The sequence below is a fragment of the Actinomadura citrea genome, from assembly GCF_013409045.1.
GTDB classification, from domain to species: domain Bacteria; phylum Actinomycetota; class Actinomycetes; order Streptosporangiales; family Streptosporangiaceae; genus Spirillospora; species Spirillospora citrea.
On record NZ_JACCBT010000001.1, the window covers coordinates 3,006,025 to 3,019,341 of the forward strand.

14 protein-coding genes are annotated in these 13,317 nt (G+C 71.3%); 10 read left to right on the forward strand and 4 right to left on the reverse strand.

All coding sequences use genetic code 11. The annotated features are described in order from the left end of the window. The first annotated feature begins 63 nt into the window (after positions 1–63). Positions 64–351 carry an Lrp/AsnC family transcriptional regulator gene (locus BJ999_RS14170; protein ID WP_179833738.1) on the forward strand — a complete coding sequence of 96 codons (288 nt, stop codon included), beginning with the start codon at positions 64–66 and terminating at the stop codon, positions 349–351. Between the two features lie 24 nt (positions 352–375). Here BJ999_RS14170 and BJ999_RS14175 read toward each other — a convergent pair whose 3' ends face one another. Beyond that, on the reverse strand, positions 376–1,077 hold the full coding sequence (locus BJ999_RS14175; protein WP_179833739.1) for a cache domain-containing protein: 702 nt from the start codon (positions 1,075–1,077) through the stop codon (positions 376–378). Positions 1,078–1,094: 17 nt separating this feature from the next. Further along, positions 1,095–1,811, reverse strand: coding sequence for a FadR/GntR family transcriptional regulator (locus tag BJ999_RS14180; protein WP_179833740.1), 717 nt, complete (start codon positions 1,809–1,811; stop codon positions 1,095–1,097). A 78-nt stretch (positions 1,812–1,889) separates the two neighbouring features. On the opposite strand from BJ999_RS14180, the gene BJ999_RS14185 reads away from it, so the two are divergent. Genes BJ999_RS14185 through BJ999_RS14200 form a run of 4 tightly spaced genes read left to right on the forward strand, consistent with a single transcriptional unit; the run spans position 1,890 to position 5,900 of the window. Further along, complete coding sequence (locus BJ999_RS14185; protein WP_179833741.1) at positions 1,890–2,924, forward strand: ABC transporter ATP-binding protein; 1,035 nt, start codon at positions 1,890–1,892, stop codon at positions 2,922–2,924. 47 nt (positions 2,925–2,971) lie between these two features. Further along, complete coding sequence (locus BJ999_RS14190) at positions 2,972–4,180, forward strand: ABC transporter substrate-binding protein (protein WP_218935062.1); 1,209 nt, start codon at positions 2,972–2,974, stop codon at positions 4,178–4,180. Continuing rightward, positions 4,159–5,091, forward strand: coding sequence for an ABC transporter permease (locus BJ999_RS43515; RefSeq protein ID WP_218935063.1), 933 nt, complete (start codon positions 4,159–4,161; stop codon positions 5,089–5,091). Before BJ999_RS14190 ends, BJ999_RS43515 begins: the two co-directional genes overlap by 22 nt. Then, positions 5,091–5,900 carry an ABC transporter permease gene (locus tag BJ999_RS14200; protein WP_179833742.1) on the forward strand — a complete coding sequence of 270 codons (810 nt, stop codon included), beginning with the start codon at positions 5,091–5,093 and terminating at the stop codon, positions 5,898–5,900. The genes BJ999_RS43515 and BJ999_RS14200 overlap by 1 nt, the downstream gene beginning before the upstream one ends. Positions 5,901–5,934: 34 nt before the next feature. On the opposite strand, the gene trpD is transcribed toward BJ999_RS14200, so the two are convergent. Further along, on the reverse strand, positions 5,935–6,984 hold the full coding sequence (trpD, locus tag BJ999_RS14205) for an anthranilate phosphoribosyltransferase (protein WP_179833743.1): 1,050 nt from the start codon (positions 6,982–6,984) through the stop codon (positions 5,935–5,937). Positions 6,985–7,054: 70 nt separating this feature from the next. Continuing rightward, on the reverse strand, positions 7,055–7,477 hold the full coding sequence (locus BJ999_RS14210; RefSeq protein WP_179833744.1) for a response regulator: 423 nt from the start codon (positions 7,475–7,477) through the stop codon (positions 7,055–7,057). A 100-nt stretch (positions 7,478–7,577) separates the two neighbouring features. On the opposite strand from BJ999_RS14210, the gene ctaE reads away from it, so the two are divergent. The 5 genes from ctaE to BJ999_RS14235 all read left to right on the forward strand — a co-directional run bounded on the left by ctaE (position 7,578) and on the right by BJ999_RS14235 (position 13,104). Continuing rightward, on the forward strand, positions 7,578–8,225 hold the full coding sequence (gene ctaE, locus BJ999_RS14215; protein WP_089312450.1) for an aa3-type cytochrome oxidase subunit III: 648 nt from the start codon (positions 7,578–7,580) through the stop codon (positions 8,223–8,225). 44 nt (positions 8,226–8,269) lie between these two features. Then, complete coding sequence (gene qcrC, locus BJ999_RS14220) at positions 8,270–9,181, forward strand: cytochrome bc1 complex diheme cytochrome c subunit (protein WP_179833745.1); 912 nt, start codon at positions 8,270–8,272, stop codon at positions 9,179–9,181. Then, positions 9,178–10,275, forward strand: a complete 1,098-nt coding sequence (gene qcrA, locus BJ999_RS14225) for a cytochrome bc1 complex Rieske iron-sulfur subunit (protein WP_179833746.1) — start codon at positions 9,178–9,180, stop codon at positions 10,273–10,275. Before qcrC ends, qcrA begins: the two co-directional genes overlap by 4 nt. Further along, complete coding sequence (gene qcrB / locus BJ999_RS14230) at positions 10,272–11,906, forward strand: cytochrome bc1 complex cytochrome b subunit (RefSeq protein ID WP_179833747.1); 1,635 nt, start codon at positions 10,272–10,274, stop codon at positions 11,904–11,906. The genes qcrA and qcrB overlap by 4 nt, the downstream gene beginning before the upstream one ends. A 70-nt stretch (positions 11,907–11,976) precedes the next feature. Then, positions 11,977–13,104, forward strand: a complete 1,128-nt coding sequence (locus BJ999_RS14235) for a glycosyltransferase family 4 protein (RefSeq protein ID WP_179833748.1) — start codon at positions 11,977–11,979, stop codon at positions 13,102–13,104. Positions 13,105–13,317 lie beyond the last annotated feature (213 nt).

The window sequence follows — 13,317 nt, forward strand, 5'->3', positions numbered from 1 at the left end:
GCGCCGGCGCCGCCGGCCTCCCCGATAGGGTCGGAGCGTCCGTTTCTGTGGGGGAGGGGTGCAGTGGTCACTGCGATCGTGTTCGTCAAGGCCGACGTCGCGCGCATCCACGAGGTGGCCGAGACGATCGCCGCGCTGGACGGTGTCAGCGAGGTGTACTCCATCACCGGCGACCACGACCTCATGGTGATGGTCCGGGTGCGCCGCCACGAGGAGCTCAACGACGTGATCCCGGGCCGCATCAACAAGGTCCCCGGCATCGCCGGCACCGAGACACACATCGCGTTCCGCACCTACTCCCAGCACGACCTTGAGCAGGCCTTTTCCCTCGGTCTCGCCGACGCCGACTGACCCCGGGACCGCGGCCGGGCGCGGCTAGCGGCCGACGACGAGGGCGATGCGTTCGATGCCGCCCCCGCAGGGGCGGGCGGCGTAGCCGGGCACCTCGCGGTACACCGCGCCCGGGGGCCAGGTGGCGGTGTTGGAGGCCATCACGCGGCCGGGGGCGTTGACGACGAAGGCGGGCGCGGGGATCTCCCGCAGCGCCGGGACGACCTCGTTCTCGAACGTCCGGGCGAACACGTCGGCGGCCGCGACGCCCGCGAACACCCCGCCGACGCGCACCGGCGCCGACAGGGTCAGGACGTACTCGTCGCTGCACAGGTAGTCGACGTAGGGGCCGCAGACGGTCTTCTCGGCGCCGCCCTGCGGCTCCGTGAACCACTCCCAGTCGGTGTAGTCGTACAGGACGCTGCTCTCGGGGTTCAGATCGCGCAGCAGCTGGGACGGCCGCCCGGCCGGGCCGGTCTGCCACCACTCCAGGTACCAGGCGGCGTCGGCGAGCAGGCCCGGCGCGGCGATGAACCCCAGGCCGCAGACGATCGGGCCGAGATGGGAGAACAGCAGCGGGCGCAGCGCGGCGAGGTCGGCGCGGGCGGGGGCGCGCCCGGCGCGGTGGACGTCCTCCAGGCACCGCGCCGTCGCGTCGCGCACCTGCGCCACGGTGGTGAAGACGCCGTCCAGGGTCGCGCGGACGTGTGCCGCCGCCGCGCCGACGGCCGGTGGCTCGGCGGGCATGGGTCCCCCTCGGGGTCTCAGAGTGCGAGCCGTCGTTCAATCAGACGTTCTACCGCATTCGAGACGTGACTTTCAGCTACATCGCGCGCTCCGGCCGCGTCGGCGGCCTCGATCGCCTCGATGAGCCGGGCATGCTCGGCGTCGACGCGGTCGCGCTGGTCGGGCAGCTCGTGCACGGCCCAGACCAGCGGCCCGATCTCGGCCTGGAGCCGGATCTCCTCCCGGGTGAGCCGGCCGGACTGGGAGGCGGCGGCGACCTCCAGGTGGAGCCGGCCGTCCAGCCGGCACATCCCGTTGCCCGAGCCCGCCCCGGCCATCTCCTCCAGCGACCGCCGCAGGCGCCGGACGTCGCCGGGCAGCGACCGCCCGGCGGCGAGGCGCGCGGCTGCCCCGGCGATGGCGGCGTAGTGGTCGCCGAGATCGCGGAGCTCTTCAGCGCTGAGCGAACGCAGCCGCTCGTCGAGATCGAATGCCCTGGCAGGAGCCCGGACGAAGCTGCCGCCGCCGCGCCCCCGGCGGGTCTCGATGAGCCCTTGTTGACGCAAGGCCATCAGCGCTTCGCGTAGTGTGACCGTCGAAACACCGAGAAATGCCGACAGGTCGGTCTCACTGGGCAACTGCTCGCCGTCAGCGAGGAGGCCGAGCGCGATCGCGTCGCCCAAGCGCCGTACGACCGCGTGCACCCGCGCGGTGTTGTCGACGGGAGCGAACACGACGAGGTGCGCGCTGTCCATGGGCCCCCTCCCGGTGTTGACACAGTGATACCGGACCATCACTTGAACTTAAACCTCTGACTCCATATGTTTTCGGTCATGCCGGCTTCAGCGGTGAGGATCCGCGATCTTCGCAAGACCTTTGGCCCCGTCGAGGCGGTGGCGGGCGTCGACCTCGACATCGGGGACGGCGAGTTCTTCTCGATGCTCGGTCCGTCCGGGTCGGGGAAGACGACCGTGCTGCGGCTCATCGCGGGATTCGAGCGCCCGACCTCTGGAACGATCGAACTCGGCGGCAGGGACGTGACCGGGCTCGCGCCGTTCGATCGTGACGTCAACACCGTCTTCCAGGACTACGCGCTCTTCCCGCACCTGGACGTGCTCCGCAACGTCGAGTACGGCCTGAAGGTGCGCAGGGTGCCGAAGGCCAAGCGCCGGGAGCGGGCGCTGGAGGCGCTGCGCAGCGTCCGGCTCGACGGGATGCAGGCGCGCCGCCCCGGCGAGTTGTCGGGCGGCCAGCGCCAGCGGGTCGCGCTCGCCCGGGCGCTGGTGAACGAGCCGAAGGTGCTGCTGCTGGACGAGCCGCTCGGCGCGCTCGACCAGAAGTTGCGCGAGGAGATGCAGGTCGAGCTGAAGAGCATCCAGCGCAGGGCCGGCATCACCTTCGTGTTCGTCACCCACGACCAGGAGGAGGCGCTGACCCTCAGCGACCGGATCGCCGTCCTCGACGGCGGCCGGGTCCAGCAGGTCGGCACGCCGGCCGAGGTGTACGAGCGTCCCGCCACCGAGTTCGTGGCCGGCTTCGTCGGGACGACCAACCGCATCGGCGACGTCTGCGTGCGGCCGGAGAAGATCCACGTCCACGAGGACGGCGGCGACCGGGAGGCGGGCGGGCCGGACGCGGGGGACCGGCAGGCGCTCGGCACGGTCGCCGAGGTCGTCTACGCCGGCGCGGTCACCCGCTTCGTGATCGACCTGGAGTCGGGGGACCGGGTCGTCGCGCTGCAGCAGAACCTGCGGACCTCCTCCATGGACGTGCTGGGCCGGCGTGGCGCGCGCGTCCGGATCAGCTGGCACGAGGCGCACGAGTTCCACGTGTCGGGCGCCGGCTCCCTGCCGGCTCCCACCCCCTGAGCCACCCCAACAAACCCCCGAAAAACCCCCACAATAAGGAGTTCCCCATGTGGTCCACGCGCATGGCGGCCGCCGCCGCGGCGACGCTGGCGATCGGACTTGCGGCCGTCGCCTGCGGCGGCGACTCGGGCGACAAGGCGACCGGAGCCGGGCAAGGCGGCTTCCCGGTTCCCAAGGTGCCGATGCAGAAGTCGCTCGGCCAGGGCGAGGGCCAGGTCAACCTGGTCGCCTGGGCCGGGTACGCCGAGGACGGCTCCAACGACCCCAAGGTCGACTGGGTCACGCCGTTCGAGAAGCAGACCGGCTGCAAGGTCAACACCAAGGTCGCCGGCACGTCCGACGAGATGGTCACCCTGATGAAGACCGGCGAGTACGACGCGGTCTCCGCCTCCGGCGACGCCTCGCTGCGGCTGATCGCCTCCGGGACGGTCGCGCCGGTCAACACCGGGCTGGTGCCGAACTACGCCGACGTGTTCGCCGGCCTGAAGATGAAGCCGTGGAACTCGGTGAACAACGTCGCCTACGGCATCCCGCACGGCCGCGGCGCCAACCTGCTCATGTGGCGCACCGACAAGGTCAAGACGGCCCCCGACTCCTGGGGCGCGGTGTTCGACGCCAACTCCCCGTACAAGGGGAAGATCACCGCCTACGACTCGCCGATCTACATCGCCGACGCCGCCCTCTACCTGAAGACGGCCAAGCCCGAGCTCGGCATCAAGGACCCGTACGCGCTCGACCAGAAGCAGTTCGACGCGGCCGTCGCGCTGCTCAAGACCCAGCGCGGGCTCATCGGCGAGTACTGGTCCGACTACACCAAGGAGGTCCAGGCGTTCAAGAGCGGCGACTCCGTCCTCGGGACGACGTGGCAGGTCATCGCCAACCTCGCGGAGGGTGAGAAGGCCCCGGTCAAGGTGGCCCTGCCCAAGGAGGGCTCCACCGGCTGGTCGGACACGTGGATGGTCGGCGCGAAGGCCAAGCACCCCAACTGCGCCTACAAGTGGATGGACTGGATCGTCTCTCCCAAGGCGAACGCGCAGGTCGCCGAGTGGTTCGGTGAGGCGCCGGCGAACGCCAAGGCGTGCCGGGAGACCGCGGTCAAGACCCACTGCGACACCTTCCACGCCACCGACGAGAACTACTTCTCCCAGGTGCACTTCTGGACGACGCCGATCGCGCAGTGCCTCGACGGGCGCAAGGACGTCAAGTGCGTCGACTACTCCAAGTGGACCCAGGCGTGGACCGCGATCAAGGGATGACCGGCTCCGCCCTCACCGGCGGTAAGGACGGCCGCCCGGCGCCGGGTCCCCGGCGCCGGGCGGCGGCCCTGCTGCACCGCCGGCCGCGGCTGCGCCTGTCGCTGCTGCTGTCGGCGCCGCTCGCCTGGCTGGTCGTCGTCTATCTCGGCGCGCTCGCCGCGATCTTCCTGACCGCGTTCTGGACCACCGACGTCTTCACCGGCGAGGTCGTCCGGCAGTTCACGCTCGCCAACTTCCAGACCCTCGTCGACGAGCCGGTCTACCGGACGGTCGCGCTGCGCAGCCTCGGCGTCGCGGCGGCCGTCACCCTCATCGACACCGCGATCGGCTTCCCGATGGCGCTGTACATGGCCAAGGTCGCCAGGCCGCGGCACCGGCCCTACCTGGTGATCGCGATCCTGGCGCCGCTGTGGGCCGCCTACCTCGTCAAGGCGTACGCGTGGCGGGTGATGCTGGCGGAGGGCGGCCTGGTCGACGAGGTGCTGGGGCCGTTCGGGCTCTCCAGCCCCGGCTACGGCCTCACGGCGACCGTGCTCGTGCTGGCCTACCTGTGGCTGCCGTACATGATCCTGCCGGTCTACGCGGGCCTGGAGCGGCTCCCGGACTCGCTGCTGGACGCCTCCGGCGACCTCGGCGCCCGCCCGCTGCGCACGCTGCGGTCCGTCGTGCTGCCGCTGGTGTTCCCCTCGCTGGTGGCCGGATCGATCTTCACGTTCTCGCTGTCGCTCGGCGACTACATCACCGTGAAGATCGTCGGCGGCCGGAGCCAGCTGCTCGGCAACGTCGTCTACGACAACATCGGCGCCGCCAACAACCTGCCGTTCGCGGCGGCGGTCGCCACGATCCCGGTGGTGGTGATGCTCGGCTACCTCGCCGCGGCCCGCCGCACCGGCGCGCTCAGGGAGCTGTGATGACCCTCTCGCCCGCCGCGCGGATCGCCCTGCGCGTCATGATGTTCCTCGGCCTCGCCGTCATCTACGTGCCGCTGCTGGTCGTCCTGATCAACTCCTTCAACGCCGACACCACGTTCGGCTGGCCTCCCTCGGGGTTCACCGGGCGCTGGTGGTCGCAGGCGCTGCACAACGAGGGCGCCCGGCAGGCCGTCCTCACCAGTGTCAAGGCGGGACTCGGCGCGACGGCCGCCGCGCTCGTCCTCGGCACCATGGCCGCCTTCGCGGTGTCGCGGTACCGCTTCTTCGGACGCGAGACGGTGTCGCTGGTCGTCGTGCTGCCGATCGCGCTGCCCGGCATCGTCACGGGCATCGCGCTCAGCAACGCCTTCCAGGTCGTGCTGAAGCCGCTCGGGATCGGGCTCGGCCTGTTCACCGTGATCGTCGGGCATGCCACGTTCTGCGTCGTCACGATCTTCAACAACGTGCTCGCCCGGCTGCGGCGGACGGGCACCAGCCTGGAGGAGGCGTCCGCCGACCTCGGCGCGGACACGTTCCAGACGTTCTGGCACGTCACGTTCCCGGCGCTGCGCTCGGCGCTGCTCGCCGGGGGTCTGCTGTCGTTCGCGCTGTCCTTCGACGAGATCATCGTGACCACGTTCACCGCCGGGCCGGGCGCCCAGACCCTGCCGATCTGGATCTTCAACAACCTGTTCCGGCCCAACCAGGCCCCGGTCGTCAACGTGCTCGCCGCCGCCCTGATCGTGCTGTCGGTCGTCCCGATCTGGATCGCGCAGCGGCTGTCCAGCGGCGCCCGCGGGGTCGCGTGAACGGGCTGGGAGCGCTGTGAGCGGGGTGTGAGCGTCAGCCCCGCAGGCGACGGGAGGTGTCGATCCAGCGGTCGAGGAGGGCGGCGGCGCCTCCCGAGTCGACCGCTGCGGCGGCGTGCTCGTAGGCCGCCCCCAGCGTCGCGGTGAGGTCGGCGGCGGGCGGCGCCCCCTCGTAGGCGGTGATGAGCGCGGCGGCGTTCAGCAGGACCATGTCGCGGACGGGCCCCGGCCGCCCGGTGAAGGTCTCGCGGGCCACCCGCCCGTTGAACACCGCGTCGGCGCCGCGCAGGTCCTCCGGCTTCGCGGGCGGGATGCCGAGGTCGGAGGGGTCGAAGGTCGTCTCCGTCGCCGTCCCGTCGCGCACGACCCACACCGTGGAGGTGCCCGTGGTGGTCAGCTCGTCCAGCCCGTCGTCGCCCCGGAACACCAGCGAGGAGCAGCCGCGCGCGGCGAACACGCCCGCCATCACCCCCGCCATCCGCGGGTGGAAGACCCCGACGGCCTGGGCCAGGGGGCGGGCCGGGTTCGTCAGCGGGCCGAGGAAGTTGAAGACCGTGGGCGTGCCCAGCTCGCTGCGGGTGCGCGAGGCGTACTTCAGCGCCGGGTGGTAGAGCGGCGCGAAGCAGAACGTGATGCCGATCTCGTCGGCGACCCGCGCGGTGGCCTCGGGGGACAGGTCGATCGCCACGCCGAGGTGCTCCAGCAGGTCGGCGGCGCCGCACGAGGACGACGCGGCCCGGTTGCCGTGCTTGACGACCCGCACACCGGCCGCGGCCGCGACCACGGCGGCCATCGTGGAGATGTTGACGGTGTGGCCGCGGTCGCCGCCCGTGCCGACGAGGTCGGCGATGCGGCCGGGCACCTCGATGGGCGTGGCGTTGTCCATCATGCCCCTGGCGAGGCCGGTGACCTCCTCGACCGTCTCGCCCTTGGCGCGCAGCGCCACGGCGAAGCCCGCGATCTGCACGTCGGTGGCCTCGCCGGACATGATGCTGTTCATGGCCCAGGAGGTCTCCTCGCTGGACAGCGAGTCGCCCGACACGAGGGCGTTGAGCAGTGCGGGCCAGCTGGTGCGCGCGTCCATGTCGCCTACAGGGTCGTGGTGGGTGCGTCGTAGGGGGTTTCGGTGCGTCGTGCGGGCTGCGTCGTGCGGGCTACAGGGCCGGCAGGCGGTTCTGGAGACGCTGCCGCATGAGGCCGGCGAGGGCGTTCGCGAAACCCATCGGGTCGATGGGCAGGCCCACCACGGCGTCGGCACCCGACCAGGTGGCGAGCCAGCCGTCGTCGCGGCGCCCGATGACCGCGAGGACGGGCGGGCAGTCGTACACCTCGTCCTTGGCCTGCCGGCACACGCCGAGACCGCCCGCGGGCTGCGCCTCGCCGTCGACGATCAGGACGTCGACGCCGCCCTGGTCGAGCCGCGCCACGACGGCCGGCTGGGTGGCGCACTCCTCGAACTCGACCTTCGGGAGGTCGGCGGCGGGCCGGCGCCCGATCGCCATCCGGATCTCGGCGCGGGTGTTCGCGTCGTCGCTGTAGACGAGGATCTTCATCGGGCTCTCCGGGGCGGTGCTCATGGACGTGAGGGTACCGGGTCGCGGCACTGGTGACACGCTCGGGGAACTCTAGAAGGGGGGTCATGCGTCACTCACTGGATAGGGGCGCAATAATGCTGGCGTGACAGCATCCGCGATAGAGACAACACCTCACGCACGGGCGAACCGTCCCAATCTGGTCAGCGTGGGGACGATCGTTTGGCTGTCGTCCGAGCTGATGTTCTTCGCGGCGCTGTTCGCGATGTTCTTCACGATCCGCTCTGTGACGATCGGCCAGTCCGGCCACCACGCCTGGCCGGGCGCCCCCCTGGACCTGCCGCTCTCGGCGATCAACACGACCGTTCTGGTGCTGTCCTCGGTGACCTGCCAGATGGGCGTGTTCAAGGCCGAGGCGGGCAAGGTCGGACGTGACGGAAGCGTGTTCAACGTGGCGCGCTGGGGCCTGCGCGAGTGGTACGTGCTCTCGTTCCTCATGGGCGCCTACTTCGTCGCCGGCCAGGGCTTCGAGTACTCCCAGCTGGTCTCCAAGGACGGCCTCACCTTCTCGTCCTCGGCCTACGGCTCGGTCTTCTACCTGGCCACCGGCTTCCACGGCCTGCACGTCGTCGGCGGCCTCGTCGCGTTCCTGTTCCTCCTGGGACGCACCTACGCCGCGAAGCGGTGGACGCACGAGCAGGCGACGAGCGCGATCGTCGTCTCCTATTACTGGCACTTCGTCGACGTGGTGTGGATCGGCCTGTTCTCGGTCGTCTACCTGCTCGACCTCTGAACGACCCGACCGACCCGACCGACATGACCCGAACGGGGACTTCCGTGAAAAGGATCACCGCATGGCGACGGCGCCCGTGGGCGGGCTACGCCGTCGTGCTGGCGGCCCTGGCGGCGATCGGCGCGATCTACGCCGGCTTCTCGCCGCGGACTGACCGCGCAGAGGCGCAGACCACCGCCCAGGCGGCGCAGGACCTGAAGAACGGCCAGCAGCTCTTCAACAAGAACTGCGCGAGCTGCCACGGGCTGAACGCCGAGGGCACCAAGGACGCCAAGGGCAACCCGATCGCCCCGAGCCTCATCGGCGTCGGCGCCGCGGCCGTCGACTTCCAGGTCGGCTCGGGCCGCATGCCGGCGGGGAACCCCGGCGCGCAGATTCCGCGCAAGACGCCGATCCCCGAGTTCAACACCTCGATCAAGACCGACTACGAGGAGAAGGACAAGCGGGAGGCGGCCGAGAAGCAGAAGGCGCAGGCCGAGAAGAACCTGTCCGACCTCAGCGCCTACGTCGCCTCGCTCGGCGGCGGTCCGGCGGTCCCCCCGGCGTCGGCGGTGGACCCGAAGACCGGCAACGTCGCGCTCGGCGGGAAGCTGTTCCGCACCAACTGCGCGCAGTGCCACAACTTCACCGGCCAGGGCGGCGCGCTGACCGGCGGCAAGTACGCGCCCTCGCTGTCGGACCCCGAGGTCACGCCCACCCAGATGTACGAGGCCATGCTGACCGGCCCGCAGGCGATGCCGGTGTTCAACGACACCACGCTCACGCCGAAGGACAAGCAGGCGATCATCGCCTACCTCGTCCAGACGCGCGAGGAGCCGAACCCCGGCGGTAACGGCCTCGGCCGCATCGGCCCGGTGTCGGAGGGACTGGCCGGCTGGCTGGTCGGCATCGGCCTGCTGGTCCTGGCCGCCATGTGGATCACCGCGAAGAAGCCGAAGAAGCTGAAGAAGTCATGAGCGACGACAACAAGGACACGGCGGGCCGGCCCGGCCCGCGCGAACGCGTGATCGGCACGCCGTCCCCCGCGCGGGAGAAGGCACTGCTGGCCGAGGACAACATCTCGGCGCCCGCGGGCGTGGGAGAGCAGCTCGACGAGGCGTCGGCCAAGCGCGCCGAGCGGATCGTCGCGACGCTCTTCCTGGTCGCGTTCGCCGCCAGCGTGGCGTTCATCGCCTACTTCATCGGCTGGAGCGGCCGAGACGGCGGCATGCACGGCGTCACCCGGGCGCGCGAGAGCAACCTGTGGCTCGGCGGCCTGATGGCGCTGTTGTTCCTCGCGCTGGCCTTCGGCGTCACCATCTGGGTGCGCCGCCTGATGACCAGCAAGCCGATCGTGCAGGAGCGGCACGAGATGGCCGCCAGCGAGGAGACCCGGGCGGCCTTCACCGAGGACTTCCTGGAAGGCGCCGACGACAGCGGCATCACCAAGCGGCCCCTGCTGCGCCGCACGCTGCTGCTGGCCGCCGCCCCGCTCGGCCTGGCCCCGCTGGTGCTGCTGCGCGACCTCGGCCCGCTGCCGGAGAAGCGGCTCCGCCACACCTACTGGGGCGAGGCCGTCAAGAAGGCGCACTCGGAGGGCAAGAAGGGCGCCCGCCTGGTCGTGGACGGCACCAACAAGCCGCTGCGGGTCAGCGACTTCTCGTCCCCGGGCTCGATGATCACCGTCCTGCCCGAGGGGATCGAGGAGGAGCTCCCCGAGGACCAGGTGCTGACCCAGAACGCCAAGGCCGTCACCATCCTCATCAACGTCCCCGCGGACCAGTTCAAGCCCGCCAAGGGCCGCGAGAACTGGCACGTCAACGGGATCGTCGCCTACTCCAAGGTGTGCACGCACGTCGGCTGCCCCGCGGCCCTGTACGAGCAGACCACCCACCACATCCTCTGCCCGTGCCACCAGTCGACCTTCGACGCCACCGACGCGGCGAAGGTGATCTTCGGGCCGGCGGCGCGGTCGCTGCCGCAGCTGCCGCTGTCGGTGGAGGACGGGTACCTCATCGCCACGAGCGACTACCACGAACCCGTCGGACCGAGCTTCTGGGAGCGCGGATGAGCGAGGCGACAGCCCCGAAGGCGGTCGAGGCGCCGCTGACGTTCCTCGACGACCGCCTCGGCTCCACCACCTTCTTCAAGCGGAACATGAAGAAGGTCTTTCCGGACCACTGGTCCTTCATGCTGGGCGAGATCGCCCTGTACTCCTTCATCATCCTGCTGCTGACCGGGACGTTCCTGACGCTCTGGTTCCAGCCGAGCATGACGGAGACCGTGTACGACGGCTCGTACACGAAGCTGCAGGGCGTGAAGATGTCCGAGGCCTACGCCTCGACGCTGCACATCACGTTCGACGTCCGCGGCGGCCTGCTCATGCGGCAGATCCACCACTGGGCCGCGATCCTGTTCATGGCGTCGATCCTCGCGCACATGCTGCGCGTGTTCTTCACCGGCGCCTACCGCAAGCCGCGCGAGCTGAACTGGCTGATCGGCATCGGCATGTTCACGCTGGGCATGCTGGAGGGCCTGTTCGGGTACTCGCTGCCGGACGACCTGCTGTCCGGCACCGGCCTGCGCATCACGCAGGGCGTCGCGGAGTCGATCCCGGTGGTCGGCACCTACATCTACATGTTCCTGTTCGGCGGCGAGTTCCCCGGCCAGGACATCGTCCCGCGCCTGTACATGCTGCACATCCTGCTGATCCCGGGCCTGCTGCTCGGCATGGTCACCGCGCACATGATGATCATGTGGGTGCAGAAGCACACGGCGATGCCGGTCAAGAACCAGAGCGAGCAGCAGGTGTACGGCTACCCGTTCTACCCGGTCTTCATGGCCAAGACGGGCGCCTACTTCCTGTTCACCTTCGGCGTCCTGGCGCTGCTCGGCGCGTTCGCGCAGATCAACCCGATCTGGCTGTTCGGCCCGTACGACCCCGGCGCGATCTCCTCGGGCTCCCAGCCCGACTGGTACATGGGCGTCCTGGAGGGCGCGCTGCGGATCATGCCGAACTGGGAGATCACCGCCTGGGGCCACACGCTCAGCCTGAACGTGCTGATCCCGGCGCTGGTCCCGCTCGGCATCGTGTTCGGCGGCGCGGCCGCCTGGCCGTTCGTCGAGCAGTGGGTGACCGGCGACAAGCGCCACCACCACGTGAACGAGCGGCCGCGCAACGCCCCGGTCCGCACGGCCACGGGCATCGCCGCGGTCACGTTCTACGGGCTGCTGTGGGTCGCCGGCGCCAACGACGTCATCGCGGACAAGTTCCACGTGTCGCTGTTCGCCACGACGTGGTTCTTCCGGGTCACGTTCTTCCTGGGGCCGATCGTGGCGTTCATCGTCACCAAGCGGATCTGCCTGGGCCTGCAGCGCAAGGACGCCGACGTCGTCGGGCACGGCGTGGAGAGCGGCGTGATCATGATGTCGCCGGACGGCAAGTACTCCGAGCGGCACGAGGCGCCGCGCGACGAGGAGCGGCACGTCCTGCTCTCCAAGGAGAACACCCGGCCCGAGGCTCCGGCCCGGGACGCCAAGGGCATCCCGGCGCCCGGCACCAAGGGCCCGATCGGGCACCTGCGCTCGCGCCTCAACCGCGCGTGGACGTTCGACGACGTCCCCGTCGAGGAGCACGAGCACCCGCACGGCGAGCAGGCCGAGATCGAGGGCGGCGCCACGTCGCACGAGGTCAGGCACTGATCGTTCGCGCATCGGGGGCCCGTCACCGCATCGCCGGTGGCGGGCCCCTGCGCGTGCCGGGACGTCCGCGATGACCAGGACGCTGTTCGTCACCAACGACTTCCCGCCGCGGCCGGGCGGCATCCAGGCGTTCGTGCACGGCCTCGCCGTGCGGCGCCCGCCGGATTCGGTCGTCGTCTACGCCCCGGCCTGGAAGGGCGCCGCGGAGTTCGACGCGGCGCAGCCGTTCCCGGTCGTCCGGCATCCGGGCTCCCTCATGCTGCCGGAGCCGGGCGTGCTGCGCCGGGCCGCGGACGTGCTGCGCGCGGAGCGCTGCGACTCGGTCGTGTTCGGGGCGGCGGCGCCGCTCGGCCTGCTGGCCCCGGCGCTGCGGCGCCGCGGTGCGCGGCGGCTCGTCGGGATCACGCACGGGCACGAGGCCGGCTGGGCGGCGCTGCCGGTGGCGCGGACCCTGCTGGGCCGCATCGGGGACGGCGTCGACGTCCTCACCTACCTCGGCGAGTACACCCGCTCCCGGATGGCGAAAGCCCTGTCGCCCGAGGCGGCGGCGCGGATGGCCCGGCTCGCGCCCGGCGTCGACGAGACGCTCTTCCACCGGGGCGCGGGCGGGGCGCGGATCCGGGAGCGGTACGGGCTGGGCGGCCGTCCGGTGGCGGTGTGCGTGTCCCGCCTGGTCCCGCGCAAGGGGCAGGACGCCCTGCTCCACGCCTGGCCCCGCGTCCTGAAGTCCGTTCCGGACGCCGTGCTGCTCCTCGTCGGCGGCGGGCCCTACCGCGGCGACCTGGAACGCCTCGCCGCGTCCCTCGGCGTCGGCCGTTCGGTCGTCTTCACCGGCGGCGTCCCCTGGGAGGAGCTGCCCGCCCACTTCGACGCGGGCGACGTCTTCGCGATGCCCTGCCGCACCCGTCGCCGCGGCCTGGACGTGGAAGGCCTCGGCATCGTGTACCTGGAGGCGTCCGCGACCGGCCTCCCGGTCGTGGCGGGCGACTCGGGCGGTGCCCCCGACGCCGTCCTGGACGGCGAGACGGGCCTTGTGGTCCCGGGCCGCTCCGTCCCCGACATCGGCGAAGCCGTGACGGGCCTTCTCGCGGACCCGGACCGGGCCCGCGCCATGGGCGAGAAGGGCCGGGCCTGGATCGAACGGGAGTGGCGCTGGGACGTCCAGGCGAGCCGCCTGGGGAACCTGCTGGTGCCCTGAACGACACCGTCCCCAGGGCGAGGACCCGCCCCCGCGCCGTAGGCGGGTCCTCGCCCCAGGGGCGGCGGCTCAGTGGCGCCCGAACACGCCGCACCCGCGGGCGCGCCGTTCCGGGCTCGGGCACCCGAGGGTGCCGGAGCCCGGAACGGCGCCGTGGGCGCATGCCCCGCCCCCGGAGACCGGTTCCACGCGGGCCGCCCCAGCCGAGGTGGG

Excerpts from the sequence above, each read along its gene's own strand:
- BJ999_RS14175 (WP_179833739.1), bottom strand. The coding sequence starts at position 1,077 with ATGCCCGCCGAGCCACCGGCCGTCGGCGCGGCGGCGGCACACGTCCGC.
- BJ999_RS14180 (WP_179833740.1), bottom strand. The coding sequence starts at position 1,811 with ATGGACAGCGCGCACCTCGTCGTGTTCGCTCCCGTCGACAACACCGCG.
- BJ999_RS14185 (WP_179833741.1), top strand. The coding sequence starts at position 1,890 with ATGCCGGCTTCAGCGGTGAGGATCCGCGATCTTCGCAAGACCTTTGGC.
- BJ999_RS14190 (WP_218935062.1), top strand. The coding sequence starts at position 2,972 with ATGTGGTCCACGCGCATGGCGGCCGCCGCCGCGGCGACGCTGGCGATC.
- BJ999_RS14200 (WP_179833742.1), top strand. The coding sequence starts at position 5,091 with ATGACCCTCTCGCCCGCCGCGCGGATCGCCCTGCGCGTCATGATGTTC.
- trpD (WP_179833743.1), bottom strand. The coding sequence starts at position 6,984 with ATGGACGCGCGCACCAGCTGGCCCGCACTGCTCAACGCCCTCGTGTCG.
- BJ999_RS14210 (WP_179833744.1), bottom strand. The coding sequence starts at position 7,477 with ATGAGCACCGCCCCGGAGAGCCCGATGAAGATCCTCGTCTACAGCGAC.
- qcrA (WP_179833746.1), top strand. The coding sequence starts at position 9,178 with ATGAGCGACGACAACAAGGACACGGCGGGCCGGCCCGGCCCGCGCGAA.
- qcrB (WP_179833747.1), top strand. The coding sequence starts at position 10,272 with ATGAGCGAGGCGACAGCCCCGAAGGCGGTCGAGGCGCCGCTGACGTTC.
- BJ999_RS14235 (WP_179833748.1), top strand. The coding sequence starts at position 11,977 with ATGACCAGGACGCTGTTCGTCACCAACGACTTCCCGCCGCGGCCGGGC.